Annotated in this window: 28 protein-coding genes and 1 pseudogene; 6 read left to right on the top strand and 23 right to left on the bottom strand. The window is 63.0% G+C overall.

What is annotated here, in order from left to right; translation table 11 throughout:
* Nucleotides 1–32: 32 nt before the first annotated feature.
* The gene (locus tag FAZ95_RS22450; RefSeq protein ID WP_137334746.1) at nucleotides 33–332 is read right to left on the bottom strand and encodes a hypothetical protein; all 300 of its coding nucleotides are present in this window, start codon (nucleotides 330–332) and stop codon (nucleotides 33–35) included.
* Between the two features lie 456 nt (nucleotides 333–788).
* Between FAZ95_RS22450 and FAZ95_RS22455 the strand changes: the two genes are divergently transcribed.
* Together FAZ95_RS22455 and FAZ95_RS22460 are read left to right on the top strand one after the other, a co-directional pair.
* On the top strand, nucleotides 789–1,784 hold the full coding sequence (locus FAZ95_RS22455; protein WP_137334747.1) for an alpha/beta fold hydrolase: 996 nt from the start codon (nucleotides 789–791) through the stop codon (nucleotides 1,782–1,784).
* Nucleotides 1,785–2,049: 265 nt separating this feature from the next.
* The gene (locus tag FAZ95_RS22460; RefSeq protein WP_137334748.1) at nucleotides 2,050–2,811 is read left to right on the top strand and encodes a bestrophin-like domain; all 762 of its coding nucleotides are present in this window, start codon (nucleotides 2,050–2,052) and stop codon (nucleotides 2,809–2,811) included.
* Between the two features lie 68 nt (nucleotides 2,812–2,879).
* Here FAZ95_RS22460 and FAZ95_RS22465 read toward each other — a convergent pair whose 3' ends face one another.
* Genes FAZ95_RS22465 through FAZ95_RS22480 form a run of 4 tightly spaced genes read right to left on the bottom strand, consistent with a single transcriptional unit; the run spans nucleotide 2,880 to nucleotide 5,177 of the window.
* Nucleotides 2,880–3,497 carry a glutathione S-transferase family protein gene (locus FAZ95_RS22465; protein WP_137334749.1) on the bottom strand — a complete coding sequence of 206 codons (618 nt, stop codon included), beginning with the start codon at nucleotides 3,495–3,497 and terminating at the stop codon, nucleotides 2,880–2,882.
* Nucleotides 3,498–3,525: 28 nt separating this feature from the next.
* Nucleotides 3,526–4,323 carry a DUF899 domain-containing protein gene (locus FAZ95_RS22470; RefSeq protein ID WP_137334750.1) on the bottom strand — a complete coding sequence of 266 codons (798 nt, stop codon included), beginning with the start codon at nucleotides 4,321–4,323 and terminating at the stop codon, nucleotides 3,526–3,528.
* A 21-nt stretch (nucleotides 4,324–4,344) separates the two neighbouring features.
* Nucleotides 4,345–4,674 (bottom strand): SRPBCC family protein, encoded by a 330-nt coding sequence (locus FAZ95_RS22475; protein ID WP_367873689.1) that lies wholly within the window; start codon nucleotides 4,672–4,674, stop codon nucleotides 4,345–4,347.
* A gap of 5 nt (nucleotides 4,675–4,679) precedes the next feature.
* Nucleotides 4,680–5,177: an ArsR/SmtB family transcription factor gene (locus tag FAZ95_RS22480; protein WP_367873173.1), complete on the bottom strand. Its 498-nt coding sequence runs from the start codon at nucleotides 5,175–5,177 to the stop codon at nucleotides 4,680–4,682.
* Here FAZ95_RS22480 and FAZ95_RS40885 point away from each other — a divergent pair.
* The 3 genes from FAZ95_RS40885 to FAZ95_RS22495 are packed head-to-tail and all read left to right on the top strand — an operon-like array spanning nucleotide 5,131 to nucleotide 7,151.
* A complete protein-coding gene (locus FAZ95_RS40885; RefSeq protein WP_437437774.1) occupies nucleotides 5,131–5,346 on the top strand; it encodes a TRIC cation channel family protein in 216 nt (71 codons plus the stop codon). The two genes, FAZ95_RS22480 and FAZ95_RS40885, sit on opposite strands and share 47 nt — an antisense overlap.
* Entirely contained in the window at nucleotides 5,343–6,128 is a 786-nt protein-coding gene (locus tag FAZ95_RS22490) for an SDR family NAD(P)-dependent oxidoreductase (protein WP_137334754.1), read from the top strand. The genes FAZ95_RS40885 and FAZ95_RS22490 overlap by 4 nt, the downstream gene beginning before the upstream one ends.
* A gap of 27 nt (nucleotides 6,129–6,155) precedes the next feature.
* Nucleotides 6,156–7,151, top strand: a complete 996-nt coding sequence (locus FAZ95_RS22495; RefSeq protein WP_137334755.1) for an AraC family transcriptional regulator — start codon at nucleotides 6,156–6,158, stop codon at nucleotides 7,149–7,151.
* A 311-nt stretch (nucleotides 7,152–7,462) separates the two neighbouring features.
* Here the strand turns inward: FAZ95_RS22495 and FAZ95_RS39440 are convergent, their stop codons facing one another.
* The 17 genes and pseudogenes from FAZ95_RS39440 to FAZ95_RS22585 all read right to left on the bottom strand — a co-directional run bounded on the left by FAZ95_RS39440 (nucleotide 7,463) and on the right by FAZ95_RS22585 (nucleotide 21,458).
* On the bottom strand, nucleotides 7,463–8,368 hold the full coding sequence (locus FAZ95_RS39440; RefSeq protein ID WP_175425721.1) for a CopD family protein: 906 nt from the start codon (nucleotides 8,366–8,368) through the stop codon (nucleotides 7,463–7,465).
* A 2-nt stretch (nucleotides 8,369–8,370) separates the two neighbouring features.
* Nucleotides 8,371–8,457: pseudogene (locus FAZ95_RS40710) on the bottom strand (copper resistance protein CopC); the annotation flags it as partial.
* Between the two features lie 111 nt (nucleotides 8,458–8,568).
* Nucleotides 8,569–9,468 (bottom strand): hypothetical protein, encoded by a 900-nt coding sequence (locus FAZ95_RS22515; RefSeq protein WP_254700250.1) that lies wholly within the window; start codon nucleotides 9,466–9,468, stop codon nucleotides 8,569–8,571.
* A 154-nt stretch (nucleotides 9,469–9,622) separates the two neighbouring features.
* Entirely contained in the window at nucleotides 9,623–10,015 is a 393-nt protein-coding gene (locus FAZ95_RS22520) for a DUF2946 domain-containing protein (protein ID WP_137334758.1), read from the bottom strand.
* A gap of 67 nt (nucleotides 10,016–10,082) precedes the next feature.
* Entirely contained in the window at nucleotides 10,083–10,718 is a 636-nt protein-coding gene (locus FAZ95_RS22525) for a type II secretion system protein (RefSeq protein ID WP_367873177.1), read from the bottom strand.
* Nucleotides 10,715–11,104 (bottom strand): type IV pilin protein, encoded by a 390-nt coding sequence (locus FAZ95_RS22530; RefSeq protein WP_137334759.1) that lies wholly within the window; start codon nucleotides 11,102–11,104, stop codon nucleotides 10,715–10,717. Before FAZ95_RS22530 ends, FAZ95_RS22525 begins: the two co-directional genes overlap by 4 nt.
* 9 nt (nucleotides 11,105–11,113) lie before the next feature.
* Nucleotides 11,114–11,641: a type II secretion system protein gene (locus FAZ95_RS22535; protein ID WP_137337549.1), complete on the bottom strand. Its 528-nt coding sequence runs from the start codon at nucleotides 11,639–11,641 to the stop codon at nucleotides 11,114–11,116.
* 24 nt (nucleotides 11,642–11,665) lie between these two features.
* Nucleotides 11,666–13,924, bottom strand: coding sequence for a type IV pilus secretin PilQ (locus FAZ95_RS22540; protein WP_137334760.1), 2,259 nt, complete (start codon nucleotides 13,922–13,924; stop codon nucleotides 11,666–11,668).
* Complete coding sequence (locus FAZ95_RS22545; protein WP_137334761.1) at nucleotides 13,925–14,533, bottom strand: hypothetical protein; 609 nt, start codon at nucleotides 14,531–14,533, stop codon at nucleotides 13,925–13,927.
* The gene (locus FAZ95_RS22550) at nucleotides 14,530–15,096 is read right to left on the bottom strand and encodes a hypothetical protein (protein ID WP_137334762.1); all 567 of its coding nucleotides are present in this window, start codon (nucleotides 15,094–15,096) and stop codon (nucleotides 14,530–14,532) included. The genes FAZ95_RS22545 and FAZ95_RS22550 overlap by 4 nt, the downstream gene beginning before the upstream one ends.
* Entirely contained in the window at nucleotides 15,093–15,623 is a 531-nt protein-coding gene (locus tag FAZ95_RS22555) for a hypothetical protein (RefSeq protein ID WP_137334763.1), read from the bottom strand. The genes FAZ95_RS22550 and FAZ95_RS22555 overlap by 4 nt, the downstream gene beginning before the upstream one ends.
* Nucleotides 15,620–16,507, bottom strand: coding sequence for a hypothetical protein (locus FAZ95_RS22560; RefSeq protein WP_137334764.1), 888 nt, complete (start codon nucleotides 16,505–16,507; stop codon nucleotides 15,620–15,622). Before FAZ95_RS22560 ends, FAZ95_RS22555 begins: the two co-directional genes overlap by 4 nt.
* Entirely contained in the window at nucleotides 16,488–18,092 is a 1,605-nt protein-coding gene (locus tag FAZ95_RS22565; RefSeq protein WP_437437808.1) for a GspE/PulE family protein, read from the bottom strand. The genes FAZ95_RS22560 and FAZ95_RS22565 overlap by 20 nt, the downstream gene beginning before the upstream one ends.
* Before the next feature lie 138 nt (nucleotides 18,093–18,230).
* On the bottom strand, nucleotides 18,231–19,433 hold the full coding sequence (locus FAZ95_RS22570) for a type II secretion system F family protein (protein ID WP_137334766.1): 1,203 nt from the start codon (nucleotides 19,431–19,433) through the stop codon (nucleotides 18,231–18,233).
* A 52-nt stretch (nucleotides 19,434–19,485) separates the two neighbouring features.
* Nucleotides 19,486–19,935 (bottom strand): type II secretion system major pseudopilin GspG, encoded by a 450-nt coding sequence (gspG, locus tag FAZ95_RS22575; RefSeq protein ID WP_137337550.1) that lies wholly within the window; start codon nucleotides 19,933–19,935, stop codon nucleotides 19,486–19,488.
* 182 nt (nucleotides 19,936–20,117) lie between these two features.
* A complete protein-coding gene (locus FAZ95_RS22580; RefSeq protein ID WP_137334767.1) occupies nucleotides 20,118–20,774 on the bottom strand; it encodes a response regulator in 657 nt (218 codons plus the stop codon).
* A 48-nt stretch (nucleotides 20,775–20,822) separates the two neighbouring features.
* Complete coding sequence (locus FAZ95_RS22585) at nucleotides 20,823–21,458, bottom strand: SCO family protein (RefSeq protein ID WP_137334768.1); 636 nt, start codon at nucleotides 21,456–21,458, stop codon at nucleotides 20,823–20,825.
* Between the two features lie 339 nt (nucleotides 21,459–21,797).
* On the opposite strand from FAZ95_RS22585, the gene FAZ95_RS22590 reads away from it, so the two are divergent.
* A complete protein-coding gene (locus FAZ95_RS22590) occupies nucleotides 21,798–22,874 on the top strand; it encodes a sensor histidine kinase (RefSeq protein WP_254700252.1) in 1,077 nt (358 codons plus the stop codon).
* Between the two features lie 7 nt (nucleotides 22,875–22,881).
* On the opposite strand, the gene FAZ95_RS22595 is transcribed toward FAZ95_RS22590, so the two are convergent.
* Nucleotides 22,882–23,661, bottom strand: a complete 780-nt coding sequence (locus FAZ95_RS22595; RefSeq protein ID WP_137334770.1) for a response regulator — start codon at nucleotides 23,659–23,661, stop codon at nucleotides 22,882–22,884.
* Nucleotides 23,662–23,755: the final 94 nt, after the last annotated feature.

Genomic DNA, 23,755 nt, shown 5'->3' on the forward strand with positions numbered 1-23,755 from the left:
CTAGCGTGGCGTGACGGCACGCTCGGTGGCGATCAGGGGATCATCCCGCATTCGAACATCTTGTTGGCGATCGGCGCGGCCACGCGGTCGATGAACGCGGCGCGCATCTGCGGGTCGTTGTGCATGGCCTGGATCGCCATCTGCTCGCCTTGCGGCTTCGGCATGCCTTTCTTCTCGGCGCGCTCTTGCCACAATTGCTCGCAGCTCGACTGCTGGTACTTCTGCACGATCCTGTTCGCGACGGCGTCGAGCATCGGGTATTGCTGGGCGGCCGCGACGTTCGCGAACAGCAGCGCGCTCGCCGTGGCAAACCAAAGACTGCGCTTCATCATGATGTGCCTCGAAGGTGCCGGGAATGGACGGACGGGCACGAGTCCGGGCTTTCCCGCTGACTCGAACCGCGGCTTAGTTCTCGATTTCATCAGACGACTTCGCCGGGCCACGCGGGGCCGACTGCGTCCGCCTTCTCGAATCAGAGTAAGGGGCGGCGAGCGATGCGGGTAGTGGACCTTGGTCCTATACGTCGCCGCCTTGCTGGATCGTGATCCGGGTCAGTTGGTGCGATCAGGACAACAGCATGTGTGTCCCCGCATCACTACCTTCCGGGCAGCGGCACTCGTAAGATTCGCAATCGTGCGGTGCGGTGCAACGGCGATTGCGACGCTCCTCCGCTCTACATCGCCCAACTTGCGCTGTCCACCGCCATGGGAATGGTCGCTTCACCCGATCGATCAATCCCGGGCAAATCGACGGCAAGCGCGATTTTATCTACCAACGGAGCATGCAATATGAAGCTTGAACCTCTCCTGACTCCCGACGACGCGAACCGTAGAAACCTGATACTAGGCGGCGTCGCAGCGACGATCGCAGCTGTCGTACCGGCTGCCGCGACGGCCGAGACCGGCCGCGCGTCGACGTCTGCTGCCGTGCCCGGCCCTACGGGGATTCAATCGGTGGGCAGGATCACCACCAAAGATGGCGTCGAGATTTATTACAAGGACTGGGGCCCGACGAGCGGTCCGGTCGTCACGCTTAGCCATGGGTGGCCGCTTAGCTCGGACAGTTGGGACAATCAGGCTTTCTTCCTTGCGTCGAATGGCTTCCGGGTGGTCGCCCATGACCGGCGCGGGCATGGCAGGTCCAGCCAGCCCTGGGATGGCAACGACATGGATCACTACGCGGACGACCTGGCTGCGGTAATCGATACGTTGAACCTGAGGAACGTGACAACGATCGGCTTCTCGACCGGAGGCGGCGAAGTTGCCCGGTATGTCGGCCGCCACGGCACCGCGCGCGTAGCAAGGATCGGCCTGATCTCAGCGGTACCTCCGCTCATGGTCAAGACCGCGGCCAACTCCGGCGGGGTGCCTATTGAGGTTTTTGACGGAATCCGCGCAGGAATGATTGCAGATCGCTCGCAACTGTTCCGGGATATCGCAAGCGGCCCCTTCTATGGCTTCAACCGCCCCGGCGCAAAGGCTTCTCAAGGGATGATCGAATCGTGGTGGATGCAGGGAATGATGGGCGGCTTCAAGAATACCTATGAATCGATTCGCGCGTTCTCGGAAACGGACTTCACTGCGGACTTGAAGAAGTTCAACAAGCCGACGCTGATCGTGCATGGCGAGGACGATCAGGTGGTGCCGGTCGACGTTGGCGGACGCGCGTCGAAGAAACTGGTGCCGCACGCCATTCTGAAGATCTACGAGGGTGCGCCGCACGGCCTGGCTGAGACACACAAGGATCAACTCAACCAGGATCTCTTGGCCTTCCTGCGTAGCTGACCCAAATCAACCAGGGAACCGGCCTGCCCGGTTCCCGCCTCAGGATCTCCGGCTGCTCGAGTCCAGTGGCACGGACCGTAAACGGATATTGTTTTAAAGGTGCGAGCATTCGGAAGACATGTAGTAGGTTTTCGCAGAAATCCGACGCAGGAGTCCGGATCCATCCACGTGATCGCCCGTGCCGCACAGCATCAGAGCGCGAAAGCGGCGACAAGGCATACAGAGAAGGCAACCACGCTTACATGCAGAAACGGAGAATCGAACGGTGCACCATCTAAGCATTGCCGTCATTGTGTTTGCATGCGTGTTTGGTAGCGCCCTGCTCGGATTGTGTCTGCGCTCTCTGTTGCCGGAGCACCATCTCAGCGATGAATCGATCGGCGTTATCAAACTGACGATCGGATTGATAGCCACGATGGCCGCGTTAGTGCTTGGGCTGTTGATCTCGTCGGCGAAAAGTTCGTTCGATACCGCGAACGCCGCGGTCGTACGCGACGCCACCGAGATCATTCTGCTCGATCGCGCACTTGCCCAGTACGGGCCTGAGACGCAGGAAATCCGCGCCTTGCTGAAGCAGTCCGTCGTCAGGGGAATCCAGAAGGCCAGTTCTGGCGACTCGGATCAACTGGCAAGCCTGCGTAGTCCCGACGAGCTTAGACGCGGGGAAACCATTCAACGCAGGCTGGCGGCACTCTCGCCGCATAGCGAAGCACAGCGTCAGCTACAGGCGCGCGCCATCCAGATCGCCGGCGAAGGGCTAGCGATGCGAGAGCTTGCGCTGCTGCAAGCAGTAGGCTCGACCCCCATGCCGCTACTGATCACGCTGGTGTTGTGGCTGTGCATCATCTTCGGCTCGTTTGGCCTGTTCACGCCCCCCAACACGACTGTCGCCACGACGTTTTTTCTGGGTGCGGTATCCACTTCCATCGCAATATTTCTGATCCTGGAAATGAACACGCCGCTCGGCGGGACTATCGCTGTCTCGCTTGCACCGTTGCGCGAGGCGCTCACCATGCTTGGCCAGTAGCCACGGAATCCCCGACTCAACCGGCGTCCACGCTTTTTCACGCCCATCCACGCGGCACGTTGCCGATCTCACGCCGCCTTGCGCGCATCAGCGATACGCTGCGGCGCCTCGGGGCGTGCATACAAGCGTTCGAGATACGCCTGCAAACGCGGGAACGCATCGATCAGGCGGAACTCATTGGCCCAATCGATCAGATAGACCGTCACGCAGTCGGCAACCGAAAGCCTGTCTCCGACAATGAATTCACGCGCTTCGAGATGCTTGTCGAGGATCGCAGCCATGCTCATGAAATCGTCTCGCGCGAGTTCGATATCGGCCGGGAGGCGTTTGTCCGGCGGATAGAGCATCGTGTGCCGGGTGATTCTCCAGAGCGGTTGTTCGAGTTCGGTAACCGCAAACAGAGTCCAGCGATAAGCCTGCGCCCGCTCATCGAGATCGACAGGCAACAAGGCTTTCTCCGGATATTTATCCGCGAGGTACAGCACGATCGCCGCCGACTCGGGAATGATCCGGTCGCCGTCGACCAGCACGGGAACCTTCCCCGCTGGATTGAGGCGCAGGAACTCGGGCCGCTTATGCTCACCTTCGAGCAAATTGACCGACACGTATTCAAAATCGCAGTCGACTTCCTTGAGACCCCAAAGCGCGCGTTGCGAACGCGTCCCAGCAAATCCGTAAAGTTTCATCACGATCCTCCCATTCCCCGCTCGATGACTAGTGGCAAGGACGTCCCGCTTCATGCTGTGCCCCATGCTCGGGCGCAGCCGCCGCGTAACCCGCCCCCGCGCCGCTACGGACCTCGTCATACCGATCGTGATGACGCAGCCAGTCCATCATGTTGTGCTGTTCGTCGCGCCCCTTCGGCGTCAGGTCGAGCAGGGTGTAGGCGCCGATGAGCGGCTCGCCGCCGCGTGCATACGCTGAGAACGTATGAAACACATCGCCGGATTCGTCCTTGTAAAACACACTGACACCGGGTAGTTCGTCGCTGTCGAAGCCGGCCGCCGCGACGTCGATCCGGTCGAAGTTGTAGTACACCTTGCCGTCGACCCGCTGTTCCGGCGTGAACGACACGTGATAGTCGTAGTTGAAGTCGCTGCCATACGACGACACCCAGCGGAAATGCCAGCCCATGCGCTTTTTGAACGCCTCGAGTTTCGCAAGCGGCGCGCGCGACACCGCGACGTAGGCGACATCTCGCTGTTCGACGTGCAGCAGCGCACCGTCGACATGATCGGAAAGGAACGAGCAGCCTGGGCACCCCTCCTCCCAGTCCGGCCCGAACATGAAGTGATAGACGATCAACTGGCTGCGCCCGTTGAACAGTTCGGCTAGTGTCTTGCTGCCATGCGGCGTATCGAAGGTATAGCTCTTGTCGACTTTCACCCATGGCAACGCGCGGCGCTTTTCGGCGAGCGCGTCGCGTGCGTGCGTCAACGCCTTTTCTTCGGCCAGATGCGCCTTGTGCGCAGCGAGCCATTCTTCCCTTGAAACGATTCGATGCTGGTCCATTGATGCGCTCCTCTGCAGTGATCAGGCGAATTGCCGTTCGAGGCCGTCGAGTGCCTGGTTCCAGCCGGCCTGGTGGCTTTCGCGCGCGGCTTCATCGAAGAACTGCTCGTGCTCGAGTGTGAGCAGCGTCGCCTCGCCGTCGAGCCGCAACGTCAGCGTGACGAGCGACTCCCGCTCCGGTGTGCTGCGCCATGCCCACGTATAGACAAGCCTCGCGTCGCGCACCACTTCGCGGAATGTGCCGCTCACATCGTGCTCCTCGCCATCCAGTGCGCGCATGACGATGCGAAAGCGCCCGCCCACGCGCACGTCCATCTCCACATGGATCACTTCGGCGTCGTAGGGATGCATCCACTTCACGATTTGCGACGGTTCCGTCCAGGCGCTGTAGATTTTTGCGGGCGGGGCGTTGATGCGGCGCTGGAGCGTGAGGCTGGGTGCGGCGGGCATGAGTCTTCCTCCACGAATGCGGCAAGGCGATCGAGTGTCTCGGCCCAGAAGCGCTGATAGCGCGTGAGCCATTCCATCGCTTCCTCCATCGGCTCGGCAGAGAGCCGGCACGCGACGGTGCGGCCGGTCTTCACACGCGTGATCAGACCGGCTTCAGCGAGCACGTCGAGATGCTTCATCACGGCCGGCAGCGACATCTCGAACGGCTGCGCGAGTTCGCTCACGGACAGATCCGCGCGCGCGGACAGACGTGCAAGGACCGCGCGCCGAGTCGGGTCGGCCAACGCGGCGAAGATACGGTCTAATGCGGCTTCCTCAAACTTAACCATGTGGTTGAGTATAGGAACTCGCCCGGCAATGTCAAGCGGGCTTGATCTGCCAGGAGTCTTGGTGTTGTCGTCCATCGCCGAGCTGGGTGGCGGTATCATCCGCGACCTGCTGATCGGTGCACTGCCACCTAGCGTGCCTCGATGGCACGATTTGCTAGCAGACTGGCGTCGTTCGCCAGTGCGTGGTGCGATCTGCAGATTTACGATGACCTCATCGAAGCCCCATCGAATGAGGAAGTCATGACCAAGCGATCCAACACCGCCCTAATCACCGGCGCATCCAGCGGCATCGGCCGGGAACTGGCAAAGATCCATGCGAAGAAGAGAGGCGACCTCGTACTGGTAGCGCGCTCACGCGACAAGCTCGACGCGCTGAAGCGTGAACTGGAGACTCAGTACGGCATCTCCGCGACCGTGATCGCCGAGGATCTATCGAAGCCGGGCGCCGCGCAACGCATCTTCGAGCAGACGCAAGCGCATGGCATCACGATCGACGTGTTGATCAACAACGCCGGCTTTGGCGGGCATGGGCTGTTTCACGAGCGAGACCTGGCCGACTTTCAGGCGATGATGCAGGTCAACATGGCGGCGCTGACTGAGCTGACGCACCTTTATCTCAAGGGCATGGTGCAGCGCAATCGCGGTCGCATCCTGAACGTGTCGTCGACTGCGTCGTTCATGCCCGGCCCGCTGCAGGCGGTGTATTACGCTACCAAGGCTTACGTGACTTCATTCACCCAGGCCATCGCCGAAGAGGTGGCCGTCTATCACGTCACGGCGACCGCGCTGTGCCCCGGGGCCGTGGCCACCGGATTTGTAGAAGCCGGCAACCTGGAGGGCGTGGATATCTGGAAGCGGGCGAAGTCGGCGCAGTCGGTGGCGCAATGCGGCTATGACGCCATGGAGCGTGGCGAACTCGTCGCATTCAATGAGGGCAAGCTGAAATTCTTGCTGACCTGGGTCGTGCCATTGCTGCCGCGCAAGACCATGCTCAAGATGTCGCGTCAGGCAATGGAAAAGGCTTGATCACCAGCCCGCATCAGGCGATACGCGATGAAACGAGCCAACCGATTCGTGATCGGCACCAACTGGAGGTTGATGCTGAGCGACATGCAAATCGATCCTTCCGCGGTGCTGGCCCACGCGGGGCTGCCTGCCGATCTGTTCCATCGTGGCGACATCGCGCTGTCTCCGCCTGACTACTTTCGGCTGTGGCGCGGCTTCGAGCTGGCCGCAGGCAATCGAGAAGTGGCGTTGCTGCTTGTCGAGCACTTCAACGCCGAAGCCTTTGACGCCCCCATCTTCGCCAGCCTGTGCAGCCCGAATTTCAACATCGCCGCTAAACGGCTGAGCCGCTACAAGCCTTTGATCGGCCCGATGCTGCTGGATGTGGATCAGAGCCTGAAATCGACGCGCTTGACCTTAAGCGTTTATGGCGCGGAGGGTCGACTTCCTTCTTCGCTCAGTCTTACTGAATTGGTGTTCTTCTGCCAACTGATCCGGGTCGGCACGCGCGAGCACATCGTGCCGCAGGCCGCTTGGCTGCCCGAACTACCGCGAGACATCGCGCCTTATGAAGCGTACTTCGGGTGCCCGTTGCGCCAGGCCGACCGAACCGAAATTCGCTTCTCGGCGGCCGATGCAGCCAAGCCATTCCTGACCTCGAATGCCGCCATGTGGGACTTCTTCGAAAGCAAGCTGAACCAGAAGCTGGCCGACATGGACGCTCGCGCCAGCACGACTGAGCGGGTTCGTGCGGTGCTTCTCGAGGCGCTACCCAGCGGTGAGGCGAGCATTGAAACCGTTGCTGAGAGGTTGGCCATGAGCAAGCGGACTTTGCAGCGCAAGCTGACTGCGGAGGCCGAGAGCTTTCAAAGCATCCTGACGTCAACCCGGACCGAACTGGCCGACCACTACCTGAAGCAGTCGACGCTGTCGTTGGCGGAGATTTCTTTTCTGCTCGGATTTCAGGAACCCAACTCGTTCATTCGCGCGTATCAAGGGTGGAAAGGGATGTCGCCAGGTTCCTTTCGAATGCAGGTCCATTGACTTGCCTACGGTGCCGGGCGTTTCTGAGCAATCGAAGTTCGCGATGAACTACTGTCCTTGGTGAATCGGCATGACATTCCGGCGAAGGGAGTCCTTGTCCAACTGACTCCTTTCATGTCTGGCAGAGTTTCGGAATCAGACGCGAAGGTCATTGGCGAAATCGCTTTTTACTTTTGCTGACCACCGCGCAGTCGCAGCGGGTCCGCCTCAGCCCGCCAGGTCGGACAGTTGTCGGCCACAAGGCGACGTTTAAGACGCAAGTGCGAATGGCCGCTTCATCGCTCACCTCGGCCGTCGGAGGGTTGGCCTCGTCAGCCGCCCGTCGGAGACGTATGTCCCAGCACGGCCGCGATCGCAAGAACGGCCAACATGACGAGCGCTTCAATGGAGAGCCAAGCGTCGAAGCGGCCTTGCGCGGCCATGAAAGCCGAACCGTCCTGCCGCGCTTGGGCGTGTAGATCGGGCAAGACCAGCACTCGGTTCCAGCCGCCCAATGCCACCGCCGCGGCGACGCACGCGAGCTTTGCCAAGATTATCCAGCCCCAGGCCATGCCGAAGAACGGCACGCTCGCCTGCTCGGTGTCCTGCATCACGTTGTAGAAGCCGGTGATCAGAACGACGAGAAGTGCAGACGTCGCCAGATGCGATAGCTCCGTGCAGAAAGCCGCCCTGTGCTCGGCCGCCGCGCGAGCGTTCGGCGCGAGCCGGCGCAGCATCACTGCCGCGACGATCACGCTGCCGGCCCATAGCGCTGTCGCGCACAGATGCACGACGTGGATGGCTTCTCGCGCCGAGAAGTCATCCATGTCGGCTGCGTGGCTGGCTGCGGCCTTGCCCGCCGCCCACGCGACGAGGCCCGCGGCGAATAGCGGCAGGCCGCGCCGGTCGGAAAGGCGGCTCAACGCTGCGAGCAGCGCGCCGATGAACCCAACCGACCACGCGACGCCGTAGTGCGACTCCGTGAGCACGGCGGTGATTGCGGGGCCTGCCTCGGCAAGCGGCGAGCCGCTCATCACGCCTGCTTGCAGCCAGAGGTACGCGAGGGCTGCGAGCGTCAAGGCGAGCGCGAGACCTGCCTGCCAACCGCGCAGCGTGGCCGGCACGCCCATGCCGCTGCGCTTGCCCATCACGGCGCACGCGAGCGAGCCGGCCGCCATCGCGAACACGATATCCTGCACGGCTGCCACGGCGATCTGTGCAACGACGAGCGGCTCCACGGTCACTTCACCGTAAAGCTGTAGTGACCCTGCGTGCGATGCCCGTCCGCCGCGACGGCGACCCACGAGATCGTGTAGACGCCCGGCGCCTGATGGGTCGGGTAGGCGTGCGCGTGCGCGAGCTGACAGCCGGCGATCAAGAGTGCGGCAACGGTGCCCCGTGCGTTTGTGTGCAGTTTCATGAAATGTCTCCTATTGGGTCAGAACAGCGGCTTGCCGATCGAGTTTGGGAAGAGATCGTCGAAGTAGATATGGGCTTGCACCAAGACACCTGTGTGCGTGCCGGTCCTGCTATTGACGGGAATCTGCGCTTCGATACCGAACTGCCCGTAGCGATTGATCCAGATCACGCCGGGGTTGATCGTGCCCGTTGTCTGTCCTGAGCACGCGCCAGCCGTGCAGGTGCTCATCGGGAATTCGACGACCGGAATCAGATTGGCGAACAGCTGCGGCAATCCGAGATCCTTCACCTGCTGCTGCAGGTACGGAATGCTGTACTGCAGCGTCAGGCCCCAGCCGAGCGAGTTCGGTCCCTGGTCCGACGACGCGGTCGTCAAGTTCGGGCCGATGGTGCCGGTGATGGCGAACGGCCGCAGGTACCCAAGCGACGCCGGCAAGTCGCCGAAGCCCTTGCCGAAATAGACGGTCGGGGTGAACGTCGAAAATGAATTCGCGATCGCTTTCGAGCCGGTGCCGCCGAGCGTCGCGAGAAGCCCGACCGACGCCATGAACTCGTGCTTCGCATTCGCGTAGACGAGATATTTCGCGCCGAGGGTGAAATTGTCCCAGCCCTTCGCGTTGCCGTCCGGCGAGTTCTGGCTCGCGTAGTTGCTCGCGATGCTGAACGCGAGATTCTTCGTGATCAGCTTGTCCCACTCGTAGGACACCGTGTTGACGTTCATGTCGTTACCGTTGCTGTCGGGCGTCTTGATGTGGCTGTACTGCAGGTTGAATTCATCGCCGACGCCGGGATCGTCGACGGCCATCGTGGCCGGAAAGACGCGGTCGCCGACGACCGCATGGGCTGACGCGTCGAGTGAAAAGAGGCACGGCGCAAGCGCGCATAGCGCTGCGGCGCCCCGTTTGAGAGTGGTTCGCATGTTGAGGTCCTAATCGAATTGTCGTGATGCATTCGCGCAGGCCGCCCCTTTGGGGAACTGAGTTGTTCTCCCCAAGGGGCACACGGCAGGCACGCGTCAACGCAGCAAGGCCGTTCACCGGCATCACCGCATTGGCTGAAAACGTCTTCGAAGATCAGGACCAGTCGGGAGGAGCGCGCGGCTGAGCCGGCGACAGCACCGTGTACGGGCGGAACGCAGCGGTGACGAGGGGTGGAGGAAAGGAAGGACGCAGCGGCGCGACGCTCGATGCGACGGCCACGCTAGGCAAGGCTGGCGAGTGCGCGATCAGTCCGCAATACGGGCACGCGTCGCACAGCGGCGACGAATCGGAGCCATGGTGGTGCCCGGCATGGGCATCCAACGCGACCTCGACGGCTTGATGATGGTGATGGAGATGGTGCGCGTGATGCTCGACGTTGCCATAGGCTCCGCGCAGCACCTGAGACACCGTCGGCGCGACCACGCTCAACAGGATGGCAAGCATCCCAAGCCAGGCACCGATCTTCTGACGGTGGCGGTTGAGCATGGCGAATAGGCGAGACGCTAAAAGAGTTAGTTGTGTTCCGGCGATAGCGGGACGAATACGTCACGCGTCACCGTGAGCCGGATGGCCGCTGGCCCGGCAGATATCCCCCCTCAAAGCCAGACAGGGCGGGAAAGCTGGCCGCAATCCCGGGCGCGGCGGGAACAGCGCTGGGCGGCGCGGTTCGCAGGCCCGGGGCCAGATAAAGGAACTTCCACCCCAGATAGGTCTCTGCGCCCTCGAAGTCCTCGTATTGGCGTGGAAATCCCGCGCGCTTGATGGTGGCCACCTCTGATCTGCTGAAGACACCGTAGAAACGATTGCCCCACATCATGAACACCCAATCATTCTTGCCAGTGATCGGATCCGGATAAGGGCGACGGAGGTGATGCAAAGGCGTAGGAAAGCGGGTGTCGTTGAGCAGGTCATCGACCGATGCGGGGTAAGCCCGGCCGACGCGGTAATACCGCAGAATCGCCTGCCGGTACTGGTTGCCGGCGAACAGCAGCTGCTTCTCCTGCTCGCGGCGCCGTTGCAGCGACCACACGTCGAGCGCGCCGGCCAATGCGATCGACATCAGCATCAGTGCGATCAAGAGCGCCAGCAGCACCAGCCCGCCCTGACGCGCAGCACGTGGCCCCAAGCGCTGCCTCGCACGCGCTTTCGCGGGCCCGGCGCCGCGCGAAGAGCAGGCGGTGCCGCTCATTTGGCGACTCCGTCCGCGCGCGGCGGCGCACCCTGCGGACTGCTCGCCGGCGCCACATCGTAGACGCCCGGCTTGGTTTCGTCCGGCGAAGCCATCACAGCCCATTTGTCATCGCCATTGACCGGGTCGACGGGAACGGCGCGCAGGTAATGCTTCGCCACCAGTTCGTCGAGCGTCTCGGGATACTGACCGTTGTCCCCGTAGTACTGGTCGATTGCATTGCGCATCACCGCGACGTTCTGCTGCCGGACCTGCTCCTTCCCGCGTTCGATGCTGTGCATATAACGCGGCACCGCTATCGTCAGAAGCAGGCCGATGATGGCCATCACGACAACGAGTTCGATCAGCGTGAAGCCGCGGGTCTTGTGCGTGTGAGCGGGTTTCATGATGCGGCGTCACCATTGTTTGTACGGGATACCGTTAATGCCGACGCGTTCGGATTTCGACGACACGTCGAACACATCCTTGCCAGCCTGTTCGCTGCTGATGGCCGGGTCGCCGCCCGCCGCCTGGTCCGGCGGCTCGCCATAGGCCCGCACGCTCCACGTTTCCTCGGCAAGCGTGTCCGGGTCGCCGCTGAAGAATGGATCGCGCGGCACGTGACGCAGGAACATCAGCAGGCCGCCTTTCGGATCCTTGGCGTTCTTCACGCCGGTCACGAGTACGGTCAGCGTCGGCGGATAGCCGGATGCGTCCGCTTCCTTGTCGATGAAACCGGTATCGCTCGCCTCCTTGTAGGCGTCGAGCGCGGTACGGATCTCGCGCAACGCATCGCTCAGCTGCTGCTCCTTCTGACGCTGCACGATCAGTTCCGAAAACGGCATGATCGCGAGCGCGAGGATGCCCACGAGCGCGAGCGTGATCACCAGCTCGATCAGCGTAAATCCACGCTGATCGAGCCGGCCTGCGCCGTGCAAGCGCATCGCGCTCTTTCGGGTGGCCACGGTTCAGTACCCGTTCTGGATCGAGCGAAGCGGGTTATCGCTCGGCATGGTGCCAGGCGGCATCTGCAGCGATGCTGGCGGCGCTGCCGGTGCGGCGGGCGGCGCGGGCGCCGGTGTCTCGGCGGCCCCAGGGCCCGGCTCCGCTTCGCCGCCCGCCTGATCCGCGGCCGGCGGCGCAGCCGGTGCCGGCGCCGCGCTCTGGGCAGCCTGCCCTGCGGGAGCCGCTTGCGGTGCAGGCGATCTCGAGAAGCGTCCACCGTACGGTTCGGGCGGCGGCGTCGTGCGCGGCGCCGGCGCCATCTGCCCGAACGCGCCGTTCGACGGGGACGGCAGCGCGGCAGCCGCCGCGGCACTCGCTGCCGGCGACGCGCCGCCTACCGTGCCGCCGCCGACCATGCCGGGCCTCGGCTTCGCCGCAGGCACCACGGACGTTTCCGCGCTCGCCATGACGGGATCCAGCCGCAGTTGGTCGGCGTGCACATTGACGTCGGTGCCCGACCACAATTCCTGCGTGTCCGCATCGGCTGCAAGCTGCGGCCGGATGATGTGCGGCGTGATCTGCAACACGATCTCGGTCTTGACGTGGTCGCCCTGGTGGTTGGAGAACAGCCTCCCTAGTACCGGCAATTGCCCGAGACCCGGCACCTTGTCGGCAGTTCTGCGGTCCGCATCCGAGATGAGGCCGCCGAGAATCTGGGTTTCGCCATCCCGTAGGCGGAGACTCGTGGATGCGCTGCGTGTTCCGATCTGATAGGCGAGCGAATTCAAGCCCTGTGGATTGTTGCTCGAGATCGTATTCGTGATGTTGCTGACTTCGAGATTCAGCTGGATGCCGACGTCGCCGTCGCGATAGACCCGTGGCTCCACTTCTAGCTTGATGCCGACATCGAGGTACTGAATCAACTGCGTAAAGGATGGGCCGCTCGTGCTCGGCGTGCTGGAGCTGGAGATCACCGGCACCTTGTCGCCAATCATGATCCGCGCCTTCTCCCGGTTGCGTGTCCTGATGCGCGGACTCGCAAGCAGGTTCGCATCGGTGTCGGTGAGCTTGAAGTTCGCCGTGGCCGAGAGGCTGCTGACGTTCAGCGAATTGACCGGCAGATGATGCAGCGCGCCCCATGTATCCGCGGTACTCGGGGTCGACACCGTGAACGAGTTCGGCCAGTCGATGCCGAGATCGGAGAGGCGCTCGTGCGTCACCTCCAGCACCTCGACCTCCATCATCACCTCGGGATCCGGCAGATCCTGCGCGGCGATCATCTCCTCGGCAACCTTGATCGTGTCCGGCGTGCCCCGAATCGTCACGGTATTCGCACGCTCGTCGATCACGACCTCCTTGATCTTCAGAATGCTCTTCAGCAATTGCTGGATCTGCTTGGAGTCGACGTTCGACAACTGAAACGTGCGTACCTTGAGTTCCTGATATTCGAGCTGCTTGGCGGGGGTCGCGGGGTAAATGAAAAGCGTATTCGCGTTGAGCTGCTTCTTGTCGAGCTGATTCTGCATCAGGATCATGTCGACCGTGTCCTGCACCGACGCGTTCGTCACGAAGATCGTCGTCTTCAGGTCGGCGCGGACGTCGCGGTCGAAGATCACATTCAGCCCCGTGGTGCGCGACAACGCTTCGAACACCATGCGCACGTTCGCGTCGCGAAACTGCAGCGTCACCGGCTTCTGCATGATCGACGAAGCGGCAAGCTTGTCGTCCCGTTCCGCGCGTTGCTGCCTGCGCTTCTCGTCGAGCTCCTTCTGCATCTGCAGCGCGAGGGTATTGGTCGGGTTCTCCACCAGCACGCGGTGCACCCGATCAGCCGCCTGCGCGTAGGAGCCGCGCTTCATCATGCGTTCGGCCTCCTGCAGGATGGCCAGATCCTTGCGGTCTTGATCGATCATCGCCCCGATCTTGCGTATGCGCTCATTGGTCGGGTCGATCTCGTTCGCCATATAGAGTCGCTGGACCGCCTCGTCGAACTGGTAGTGCTGGCGGAATAGATCGGCCTGGTCGAGCAGCGCGTCGACCTGGCTGTTGCGCTGGTTCAGATAGTCGACCTTCACCTGTGCGTTGGTCGGATCGTCATGAATGTTCGGGACGTGCATGCAGCCACCCAAGGCGAGCACCGACACGGCAATCGCAAGCGCACGCCTTCTCGCGACCTGCGTCGCGCCCGAGCACTGGACATGGAACAGGACGACTGGCGAGAGGCGTGTTGATGGGCCGCAGTCCTCGTCGCGGCTCGCACCCCGTGTGCGTGAGGTTTTCATTCACTTGTCCTCTCTTGGAATGGATACCACCTGTCTTTCGTGCAGCGGCAGGTAGGTCAGCACCACGTCCGACTCCGACACCGACTCGACGCGATACTGGCTATCGATCTCATCGCCTGGCGACACGATCAGCAACTGGTCACCGTTGCTGAGAAAAACCTGCGGCTTGTCCGCCTTTGCGTCGAGTTCCCCCACGTAGGTAAAAGGCACGGGAGGCGCGACCGGGGGAGCCGGCCGCACCGGTGCGGCCGGCACTTCAACGGGAGGCGGCGGCGGAAGCCACGAAGAAGCCGTGAATGGATCGTGGGCCGATTCGACGGAAAGCGGCGCGCGCAACGAGGCGAGCTTCGCATGGGGCGTCGCCGCCACCATGCTGGCGGCCGCGCCGTGCGCCGCGGATGCCGGCGCCACGGTCTTTACGGCTGCCTTGGACGCGAGCATGCGGTGCATGGCAACTGGCCCCGCGTGCGCGTCGTTGCGATGCTGGCTGTCGAGCACGGTGACGTGCGCTGGCATCTGGGGCGCCGCGACCAGCACGCGATACGCTGCCCCGGCGGCAGCGAATCCGCAAAACGCCAGCAGCACACGCATGCGCAGAGCGCGTTTCATGGCTGGGCGCTCCGGTAAATCAGTTCGAAGCGCACCCGCGCGTCGAGAATATTGCCGTCCACCGCGGGACGCTCGACATGGATTTCCCGTAGCGCTGCATTCGGCACGCTGTTGAGCACCGACGCAAGAAAATGCCGGATCGCGCTGTACTGATCTTTGACGGGCAACATCACCTGATAGCGCGTGAAGCGCGTGCCCGCATCCGTGTTCACCTGGTACTCGGCAGACCCAAGTGTCAGATTGCTGCCGTGCGCCTGCTCGAATATCGCCGCGATATCATCCGCGCTTTGCGAAAAGCGCGGGAACAGCTCCGGCAAGGCGTCGAGCGCTATCGCGTCCCCCTCCACGCTACGCGTGTCGGCCAGATGTTGCGCCTTGGCCGCCAGCGCGAGCCGCGCCGGATCCTGCATCTCCTTCGTATCGGCGTCCACGCTGGAGATCTCGGCACACATGAGGGCTGCCGCGACGATCATCAGCGCGCCGAGGAGTCCAGGCAGGCCGTACGAGCGACGTAGCTCGAACCGCAGTGTCAGCAGCATGTCCCGGAGTTGATCCGCTTTCATGACTTCCTCCAGACGGCAGTGATCTGGAAACGAACCGGCTTGCCCGGCACATTGGTCTCGACCAGATGATCGTTGAGCACGGCTTCGCGCAGCAGCACGCTCGTCTGCAGATACTTCAGGTACGCGATCATCGCGTCGACATTCTTCGCTTCGGCCGTGATGCGAATCTGGCTCTGCGCAGGGTTCTGGTCGATGCCGATCAGCGCGACATCATGGTCCGGATAATCTTCCACGATCGAAAAGAGGTCCTGCCACGGCACAGTCAGTTCGCGCAGTATCGACAGGCTCTGCTTTTCCGCCTGCTTGGCGGCCGGTGTCGGCGGCGGCTTCACCGCGTGTTTCTGCGCGAGCGTCCGATGCCGGACGGCGTCGAGCTCCGCCTGCACGCGATCGTTCTCGGCATGCGCATGCCAAAGCCGCGCGCCGCATACGAGCAGCAGCAGAACCGCGGCGCACAGCAGGATCAAGCCGCTCGTCGCGGAGCGGACACGGCGCCTGCCGAAGTCGATATCGAGGATCTGGATCATTGCGCATACTCCATCAGCCGACGGGCGGGTGCGCTGTCCGCCGGTTGTGCCGGCCGCACCGCAGCCGCAAAACGCGCTTCGAACGGCGCCGGGTCGGTGTCGTTCCCGAACAGATAGACCGTGCAATCTTCCCGCTTGAGGCCCGCACGAGTCGCCGAGCGTTCGAACAGCTGCTCGGCCAGTTCGGCAAGCCGCGAAGCGTTGCCCGCATCGCCAGGAAAGAGGCGCTGCGCGTCATAGGCGGCCCAGCCGCGCTGCTCGATCATCACGGCCTGCATCAACTCCTCGGCGACGAACATCAGCAGCGCCTCGCCGCCCGCCGCGACATCGAAGCGATTGAGCATTTCCGGAAGAGCCAGTTTCAAACTGGAAATTCGGACATCTCCGGTGGCGCTCACTTCATGAATGCCGTCATGAAGCGCGCGGGACATGGCGCTCGCAAACAGCGCACGGCCGCCTGGCTGCACGCAGAAGCGCACCAGCAGCGATTCGCCGGCAATCCCATAGGTATCGGTGAAATGGGCCAGCGCGATCTCTTCGAGCTCGCGCGCTCGCAGGGTGCGAAAGTCGCCGCGCAAGATCGCGTGGTTGCCCCAGAAATCGTCCAGCACCAAGTGTGCGTTGCGCGTCGACGACATCGCATCGCGGGGCGCTTTCTCATCTGCGTCATCCGCAGCGGCGCCGGACGTGGTGACGAGAGCCGCGCGCAGCGCGTCGAGCAGGCCCGACTCGGTGCCGTACTGGTCATCGGGAATCGTGATGCAGGCCGGCTCCGCGGGCGGCAGGTATTTGCGCGAGCGCCACCGTCCGGGCGCGCGTACCCCGACGACGATTTCGCGTGTGCCGACTCCGATCGCAAGCGGACTATTCAACCATCGTGACACGGTTAATCTCCTCGAGTGTCGTTTCGCCGCGCTTCACGAGATCGATCGCGGCGACGCGCAGCGTCTGCATGCCGTAGCGCATCGCCGCGGCCTTGATGTGTCCGAGCGGCGCGCGCTCCGACAGCAGTTGCCGCAGCTCGTCGTTCATGCGCAGCGCCTCGGCGATCGCACGTCGTCCGCGATACCCGCTGCCGCGGCATGCGGCGCAGCCGGCGCCGCGGCGAAAGAGGTAGCTGCCCGCTGTGTCCGGGTCGATTCCCGAGCGGATGAGCGTCTCCTTGTCGACCGTGTCTTCGGTCATGCAGTCCGGACAGCATTGCCGCAACAGGCGCTGTGCAACCACGCCATTCAGCGCGGAAACGAAGCTGTACGGATCGACCTCCATGTTGGTGAAGCGGCCGATCACGTCGAACACGTTGTTCGCGTGGACGGTCGTGAACACCTGGTGCCCGGTCAGTGCGGCCTGCACGGCGATCTGCGCCGTTTCCGGATCGCGGATTTCTCCGACCATGATCTTGTCCGGGTCGTGCCGGAGAATCGAGCGCAGTCCGCGTGCGAACGTGAGTCCCTTCGCTTCGTTGACCGGGATCTGGAGGATCTCGCCCAGCTGGTATTCGACCGGATCCTCGATCGTCACGATCTTCTCGAGGCCGTTGTTGATTTCCGTCAGGATCGCGTAGAGCGTCGTTGTCTTGCCGCTGCCGGTCGGCCCCGTGACGAGCAGCATCCCGTACGGCATCGATGCGATCGTGCGCATGAAGCGCGTGTCGCCCTCCTGAAAGCCGAGTGCCTCGAGCGTCAGACCACCTGCGGATTGCGAAAGCTGATAGCGGTCCAGGATCCGCAGCACCGCATCCTCGCCGAACTGGTTCGGCATGATCGACACGCGGAAGTCGATTTCACGCCCCGCGTACTGCGCCTTGAAACGGCCGTCCTGAGGCACGCGCCGCTCCGCGATGTCGAGCTCGGAGATCACTTTCACGCGCGAGAGCACCTGGTCCGCGACGTCGCGACCCTCGGCACGGCCGACCACGGTGAGCACGCCGTCCACGCGGCACTTGATCATCAACCCATTCGCGCGGCATTCGAGGTGAATGTCGCTCGCCATCATCTTGAGCGCGTCGTAGATCGTCGAGTTGAGCAGTCTGACCACCGGACTGTCGTCGCTGCTGATGCCCTGCAGCGTCAACGCCAGCGAGGCCGGATCGACCGTGTTCTGGATCCGGTCGTCGAACGCGAGGGAGTCCATCGCGCGGACGTCCTTTTCGCGCACGGCTAGAAACGCATTGACGTCTCCTGCGCTTGCGAGCGCCCAGCGATACGGGACGCTGGGCCGCGAGCGCATCCGATGCTCGACCCAGCCGCGCGTGCGTGCATCGAGCGGATCGGCGATCGCGAACAGCAGTCCATTGCCGCCGTCCGGATCGTGGAAGCACACGCAGAGGCGGGTTGTCGCGTCGACGAACGGAATCACTTCGAAATCCGGTTCGAGCTGATTCAGCTCGCGCATGGCGATCGATTTCATCCGGAAAAGCGCTGCCAGTTGCACGCGCAGTTCGTCCGCGCTGAGCGAGGTCTGCGCCATCAGTTCCTCGAGCGCGCGGATGCCGGAACCATGTTGCTCGCCGAGCGCTCTCAGTGCGTCGCGCAGATCTGCGCGCGCTTCGGCGTGAAGGCCTTCCGGTAGGGCGATGACGGTATCCACGCGCTTCCCCAATACGTTCTACTGAATGCTCGACGCGATTTCGAAGATCGGCATGTACATCAGTACGACGATGCCGCCTATTACCACGCCAATGAAGATCATCATCGCGGGCTCGATCAGTCGCGAAATCAGATCGATCGTGCGCGACACCTGCGCCTCCTGGAATGCCGCGATCCGGTCGAGCACGGGGCCGAGACCGCCCGTCTTCTCTGCTACCGTCAGCAGACGGTACGCGATCGCGCTGGCGAGCCCCGCCTCCTGAAACGCATCCGAGACCTTCGCGCCGTTGCGCACCTGCTGCAGGGCGCCGGCGAGCGCGGCTTGGTCCGCGCGTCCGACCAGACCTCGTGCAAGGTCGAAGGCCTTCACTGCGGGAATGCCGCCGTCGACGAGCATGGCAGTCGTGCGATAGAACTGCGACTGGCGAAAAACGCGGAAGTGTTGCCCGATACCGGGCAGGGCCAGCAAGCGATCGGCGATCCAGTTCCGTACGAGCGAGCGGCGCAACGCGAAGCCGGTCGCCGCGGCCAGCACGGCGAGGCCGAGGGTCAGCTCGGACCCGTGCGCATGCACCATGCCGCCCCACGCCATCAGCAGGCGCGATAGCAGCGGCAGCTGGCGCCCGCTGTGCTCCAGAAGGCTGGCGAAGCGTGGCACCACGAAACCGAGCAGGAACAGGACCACGGCCGCGCCGACGAGCAGCAGGACCGTCGGATAGATCGCCGCCGACACCACCCGTGCACGCAGCTCATGGAGTGTCGCGCTGTTGCGCGAGTAACGTGTGAGGCTATCGGCGAGACCGCCGGTCTGCTCGCTCGCCTTCACGCACGCAACCAGCACCGGCGGGAAGACATGGCTTGCGTGCTCGAGCGCCGCGGACAGCGATTGTCCCTCTTCGAGTTGGCGCAAGAGGTCGCGATACACTTGCGCCGACGTCTCCCGGCGTTCATTGCCGCCAAGCGTGCGCAATGCGTCGACGACACCCACGCCCGCGTCAAGCAGCGCGGCGAGCTCGCGGGCGAAGAGTTCGACGTTGAACCGGGCGCCGTGTATCCCCAGCCGGTTCGCACGATGCCGCTGCCGGCCGCCGTCGGCGCGAACCGACACGACGCGCAGGCCGCGAGAGCGCGCGAGCGCCGTGGCGGTCGTCGACGAATCGCTGTCGATGCGCAGCGTCTGGACCGAGCCATTCGTATCGAAGACACGCAGCACGTACTTCACGTCGACTCTCCTTGCAGGCAACCCACCCCCGGCGCAGCCGCGCCACGCATCCCTACCATGACGAGATCGTTACGTTCTCGCCCGAGCCGTCGCCGCGCCCGTCCTTGCCAAGCGAATACAGGTCGTAGTCGCCGTGGTCACCCGGCGAACGATACTGATAGGGGCGATCCCAGGGATCCACCGGCACCGCTTTCTGCAGATACGGCCCGCCCCAGCGGGTCGCATTCTGCGGCTTGACCACGAGCGCCTCCAGACCTTCTTCGGTCGTCGGATACACACCGACATCCAGCCGGTATTGATCGAGCGCCTGGCCGAGCGACACGATCTGCGCACGCGCGATCTTGACGTTCGACTTGCCGACCTGTTCGAAATATCGGGGTGCGACGAGACCCGCCAGCAATCCGATGATGACCATCACGACGAGCAGCTCGAGCAGCGTGAAGCCGCGGCTCACACGCGCGCGTGCGGCAAGGCCGACGTAGTGCCGTGACGGCTCCTGCATGCCGCGTTGGATAGAGGTCGATTCGCTATGCACGGCTTCCCCCTGTATCGACTCACGGCTTCAGCATCGCTGAAGCCGTTGAATGCATTCTTGTTCAGGTCGATACGGCCAAGAAGTAGGGAGTGCCGTCCAAAGACATGGGTAAATACCCCCCAGTTGCACCGTCCCCGTCTGGAGGGATTTCACACATGCTCGTCGCGGGGCGGCGTCAGCACGCCCATGTCAATCGCAAGGCGCACGAGGCCGTTCAGGTTCCTGATGCCTAGCTTGCGCATCAGGTTCGCGCGATGCTTTTCTATGGTTTTCGGGCTGAGACTCAGGCACTCGCCAACTTGGCGGTTGGTGTGCCCCTCCACCACGAGCCGCAGCACGGTACGCTCGCGGCCGGTCAACGCGTTCCACAACCTCGCCTTGTGCGCGATGTCCTCCTGCGATCCGCCCGCGTGTGCGCAGATCCGGTTGGCATCGGCACCGGCCATGCGCTTGCCCTGCATCACGCAACGCATCTCCCGGACCAGCTGGTCGAACGATGCGTCCTTGACCACGTATCCATCGGCACCGGCGGCAAACGCTTCCCGCACATGGTCTTCGCTCCAATGAACGGAAAGGACGATGATCCGGATGCGCAGGGAGTCGCGCTTGATGGCGGTGATCGCCTCGAAGCCGCTGCCACCCGGCATCGTCAGATCCATCAGGATCAGATCGGGCAGCGTCTCCCCGGCGAGGCGATGGGCTTCGATCCCGCCGCTCGCCTCGCCGACGATGCAGTAGTCGTCCAGTTCGGAAACCATGTGGCAAAGGCCGCTGCGCAATAGATGCTGGTCCTCCGCAATCAGCACACGATGTTTTTTTTCCAATTTCGTCGCTCCTTGCTGGACGCTGCGCGCCTAATTGGAAGCGGTCACGTCGTGATAGGCGGCGAGCAGTTCCGACGGTGTCGCGAAGCCGTCGATGCGCAACCAGGGCTTGCCGGGCGAGGCGCGCAGGAATGCAACCGGCGTGTGGTTCATCTTGTCGCCCCGATAGACGTTGAACGCGCGCTGCGCCGCAACGCTCGCCTCGACCGTGCCGGTATAGTGCTGCCACTCGGGGCCGGCTTCGAACCTGGCCGCGTAGGCCTTGAGCCGTGCCGGCGTGTCCTCTTCCGGATCGATCGAGATCGACACGATGTGGACCTTGTCCCGGTCGCTGCCCAGATCGCTCTGAAATTTCCCGAGCGTCTGGCTGATCATCGGGCAGATCGTCGTGCAGGTGGTGTAGATGAATGTCAGGATCACTGGCCGGCCATCGTTCAGCTCGTTGATCAGCGAGACGGTCTTGCCGTCGTCGCGCACGAGTTCGACCGAGGGCAGCGTGTACTGGGCCGTCGTGCGCGTCGTCATGCCCGCCATCATGTGATGATGCGCGTGAGGATCGGCAACGGCCGCAGCGTCCTCGGCGGGTGCGCTCCACGCCGCCGTTGCCGCGAGCGCCGCGCCCGTCATCACGAATGCGCCGATCCTTGATTTTGCAGTCCTTTTCATACTGGTCTCCAGAAACGAGAAGAAAGTCGCGCTGCACGATGCGCAGGTCGCGGCGCTTTCACTCCCTCACACGTGCAGTGTCATGAGTTTGCAGGCAAGGGTCATTGGATGAGGGACCCCAAACGACGGTAGGGCATCCCCGCTTGATGGAAAACCCGCACTGTGCAACCGGGATGTCCCCACACTGCGACCCTATCAATTCCCCGTTGTGGCGCGCCTGGATCGCGGCCTACAATTTCGGTAATCTTGCGATTTGCTTATACCGACCCATCGGGAGCTCCAATGGATGAAAGGCCGCCAGGGGGACCGCAGGTAGGATTGCTAGATCTGATCGAAGCAATGCGCACGCTTCGTAGCGCGGCCCACCCCAGCCAACCCGACACCGGCGTCGTGACCGACGCGCGTGGCGCCGCGCTCGCGATTCTCACGCCCGATGGGACCTTCGTGTCGGCAAACCGCAGCGCCTCCGCGTTGCTCGGCTATTCGAGCGCCGAGCTCGTTGGCAAGCGTCTCGACGACCTTGCGCCCGATGACTTTCGCGCCGAATTGGCAGACGAATTGTCCGCGAGCGCGGCTCGCGAGTTTCATTCGTTCAGTGCGGTTATCAGCGGCCGGACGGGCCATCCAACGCGGCTCGCGCTGCATCAACAACGGTTGCCCACGAGACAGACGGAATCGATCGTCTTGCTGACGCTTTTCGAAGAGCCCCTGATCTTCGAGCCCAGGTCTGCCGACCCGCCCAAGCTGTTCGATGCAAGCGAGCGGTTGTGCCAGAGGTATCTGATGATGGGCCAGCAGAAGGAGCGCCAGCGTCTTGCTGCGGAATTGCACGATGGCCTCGGGCAGGCATTGACCCTCGTCAAGCTGATGACGGAGGACGCACTGATGCGCATACGCCGCGGGCAGGTCGACGATGCGGCGAACCTGCTGGATGCGACCGTGTTCAGAGTCCGCGAAACGATTGGCGACGTGCGGCAGATATGCGGCGAACTGCGGCCGCTCATGCTGGACAAGCTGGGGCTGCCTGCGGCATTGGGTTCGCTGTGCCGGCGCATCGAGCACGGCACGGAGACGATGTCGGTGGTGTTCGACTGCGATGTCGTGGATAAGGACGTGCCTGAGCATCTGAAGGCGGACATGTTCAGAGTGGCTCAGGAGGCGCTGAACAACGCCGTCAAGCATGCCGAGGCTACGGAAATCTCCCTCAGCCTGCGGCGTGACGCGGGCGGCTTGCTGTTGACGATTCAGGACAACGGCATCGGCTATGAGAACCACCCGCTCGCCACGGAAGACGCGTATACGACAGGACTGGGCCTGATCGGAATGCAGCACCGCGTCGAGATGCACGGCGGCGCGTTCTCGATCGAGTCATCCGCCGCGACGGGTACCCGCGTCTGCGCGACCTGGATGCTCTAGATCGCGCTCAGTTGCCCGCATCGCCGATCCTGTATTCGGGCAGTTCGCCCCCTGGGCTGGAGTCTGGCGCCGGATCGGAGCGTTCCGGCAAGTGCTCATCGTCCACGTTCGGCTCAGCGCACTTGGCGGCGAGCGAGGTCAGCAGCCCCATGTTCATCGCGACGAGAACCAGTTCCGTAAGATTGACGATATGGAGCTTGTGCATCATGCTCGCACGATACTTCTCGATCGTCTTCGGACTCAGGTTCAGGTATTGCCCGACCTGCCGGTTGGTGCGTCCTTCCGCGATCAGCTTCAGCACGCTGCGCTCGCGCGCCGTCAGCACGTCCCATACATGCTTCGGTGCGGGCGCTTCGCGGCCGCTGACGAACGAGTCGACCATGTACCCATACACGTCCGCGCTCAGATGTTTCTTACCCTGCATGACGGAGCGCATCGCGACCAGCAGCTCGTCAAACGATACGTCCTTCAGCACGTAACCGTCGACGCCAGCACGCAGCGCTTCCCGCACGTACTCCTCGTTTTGATGCACCGTGAGCGCAATGATCCGCACGCTCGGCGATCGCCGCTTGATCGTCGCGCTGGCATCGATGCCATTCATCCCCCGCATCGACAGATCCATCAGGATCAGATGAGGGGTGAGCGTCATCGCCTGCTGGCAGGCTTCCTTGCCGTCTCTTGCTTCGCCGACGACGTCATAGTCGCCTTGCGCACACAGCATCGAACGTAGCCCATTTCTCAGCAGATCGTGATCCTCTGCGATGACAACGCGACATTTGGTATTCATGCCTTTTCTCCCCGGTTCTACTGGTCCCGGTCGCTGGCGATATTCCCGCATTCACAAATCTTTTACTTTTTGATTTCGAATTCCGAAGTGTTTG

It is taken from the genome of Trinickia violacea, assembly GCF_005280735.1.
GTDB classification, from domain to species: Bacteria; Pseudomonadota; Gammaproteobacteria; order Burkholderiales; family Burkholderiaceae; genus Trinickia_A; species Trinickia_A violacea.

What these genes read in the sequence shown, in the direction of transcription:
- FAZ95_RS22450 (WP_137334746.1), bottom strand. Translation starts at nt 332, where the DNA reads ATGATGAAGCGCAGTCTTTGGTTTGCCACGGCGAGCGCGCTGCTGTTC.
- FAZ95_RS22455 (WP_137334747.1), top strand. Translation starts at nt 789, where the DNA reads ATGAAGCTTGAACCTCTCCTGACTCCCGACGACGCGAACCGTAGAAAC.
- FAZ95_RS22465 (WP_137334749.1), bottom strand. Translation starts at nt 3,497, where the DNA reads ATGAAACTTTACGGATTTGCTGGGACGCGTTCGCAACGCGCGCTTTGG.
- FAZ95_RS22470 (WP_137334750.1), bottom strand. Translation starts at nt 4,323, where the DNA reads ATGGACCAGCATCGAATCGTTTCAAGGGAAGAATGGCTCGCTGCGCAC.
- FAZ95_RS22475 (WP_367873689.1), bottom strand. Translation starts at nt 4,674, where the DNA reads ATGCATCCCTACGACGCCGAAGTGATCCATGTGGAGATGGACGTGCGC.
- FAZ95_RS40885 (WP_437437774.1), top strand. Translation starts at nt 5,131, where the DNA reads ATGTCAAGCGGGCTTGATCTGCCAGGAGTCTTGGTGTTGTCGTCCATC.
- FAZ95_RS22480 (WP_367873173.1), bottom strand. Translation starts at nt 5,177, where the DNA reads ATGGACGACAACACCAAGACTCCTGGCAGATCAAGCCCGCTTGACATT.
- FAZ95_RS22490 (WP_137334754.1), top strand. Translation starts at nt 5,343, where the DNA reads ATGACCAAGCGATCCAACACCGCCCTAATCACCGGCGCATCCAGCGGC.
- FAZ95_RS22495 (WP_137334755.1), top strand. Translation starts at nt 6,156, where the DNA reads ATGAAACGAGCCAACCGATTCGTGATCGGCACCAACTGGAGGTTGATG.
- FAZ95_RS22515 (WP_254700250.1), bottom strand. Translation starts at nt 9,468, where the DNA reads ATGCGAACCACTCTCAAACGGGGCGCCGCAGCGCTATGCGCGCTTGCG.
- FAZ95_RS22520 (WP_137334758.1), bottom strand. Translation starts at nt 10,015, where the DNA reads ATGCTCAACCGCCACCGTCAGAAGATCGGTGCCTGGCTTGGGATGCTT.
- FAZ95_RS22525 (WP_367873177.1), bottom strand. Translation starts at nt 10,718, where the DNA reads ATGAGCGGCACCGCCTGCTCTTCGCGCGGCGCCGGGCCCGCGAAAGCG.
- FAZ95_RS22530 (WP_137334759.1), bottom strand. Translation starts at nt 11,104, where the DNA reads ATGAAACCCGCTCACACGCACAAGACCCGCGGCTTCACGCTGATCGAA.
- FAZ95_RS22535 (WP_137337549.1), bottom strand. Translation starts at nt 11,641, where the DNA reads ATGCGCTTGCACGGCGCAGGCCGGCTCGATCAGCGTGGATTTACGCTG.
- FAZ95_RS22540 (WP_137334760.1), bottom strand. Translation starts at nt 13,924, where the DNA reads ATGAAAACCTCACGCACACGGGGTGCGAGCCGCGACGAGGACTGCGGC.
- FAZ95_RS22545 (WP_137334761.1), bottom strand. Translation starts at nt 14,533, where the DNA reads ATGAAACGCGCTCTGCGCATGCGTGTGCTGCTGGCGTTTTGCGGATTC.
- FAZ95_RS22550 (WP_137334762.1), bottom strand. Translation starts at nt 15,096, where the DNA reads ATGAAAGCGGATCAACTCCGGGACATGCTGCTGACACTGCGGTTCGAG.
- FAZ95_RS22555 (WP_137334763.1), bottom strand. Translation starts at nt 15,623, where the DNA reads ATGATCCAGATCCTCGATATCGACTTCGGCAGGCGCCGTGTCCGCTCC.
- FAZ95_RS22565 (WP_437437808.1), bottom strand. Translation starts at nt 18,092, where the DNA reads ATGGCGCAGACCTCGCTCAGCGCGGACGAACTGCGCGTGCAACTGGCA.
- gspG (WP_137337550.1), bottom strand. Translation starts at nt 19,935, where the DNA reads ATGCAGGAGCCGTCACGGCACTACGTCGGCCTTGCCGCACGCGCGCGT.
- FAZ95_RS22585 (WP_137334768.1), bottom strand. Translation starts at nt 21,458, where the DNA reads ATGAAAAGGACTGCAAAATCAAGGATCGGCGCATTCGTGATGACGGGC.
- FAZ95_RS22590 (WP_254700252.1), top strand. Translation starts at nt 21,798, where the DNA reads ATGCGCACGCTTCGTAGCGCGGCCCACCCCAGCCAACCCGACACCGGC.
- FAZ95_RS22595 (WP_137334770.1), bottom strand. Translation starts at nt 23,661, where the DNA reads ATGAATACCAAATGTCGCGTTGTCATCGCAGAGGATCACGATCTGCTG.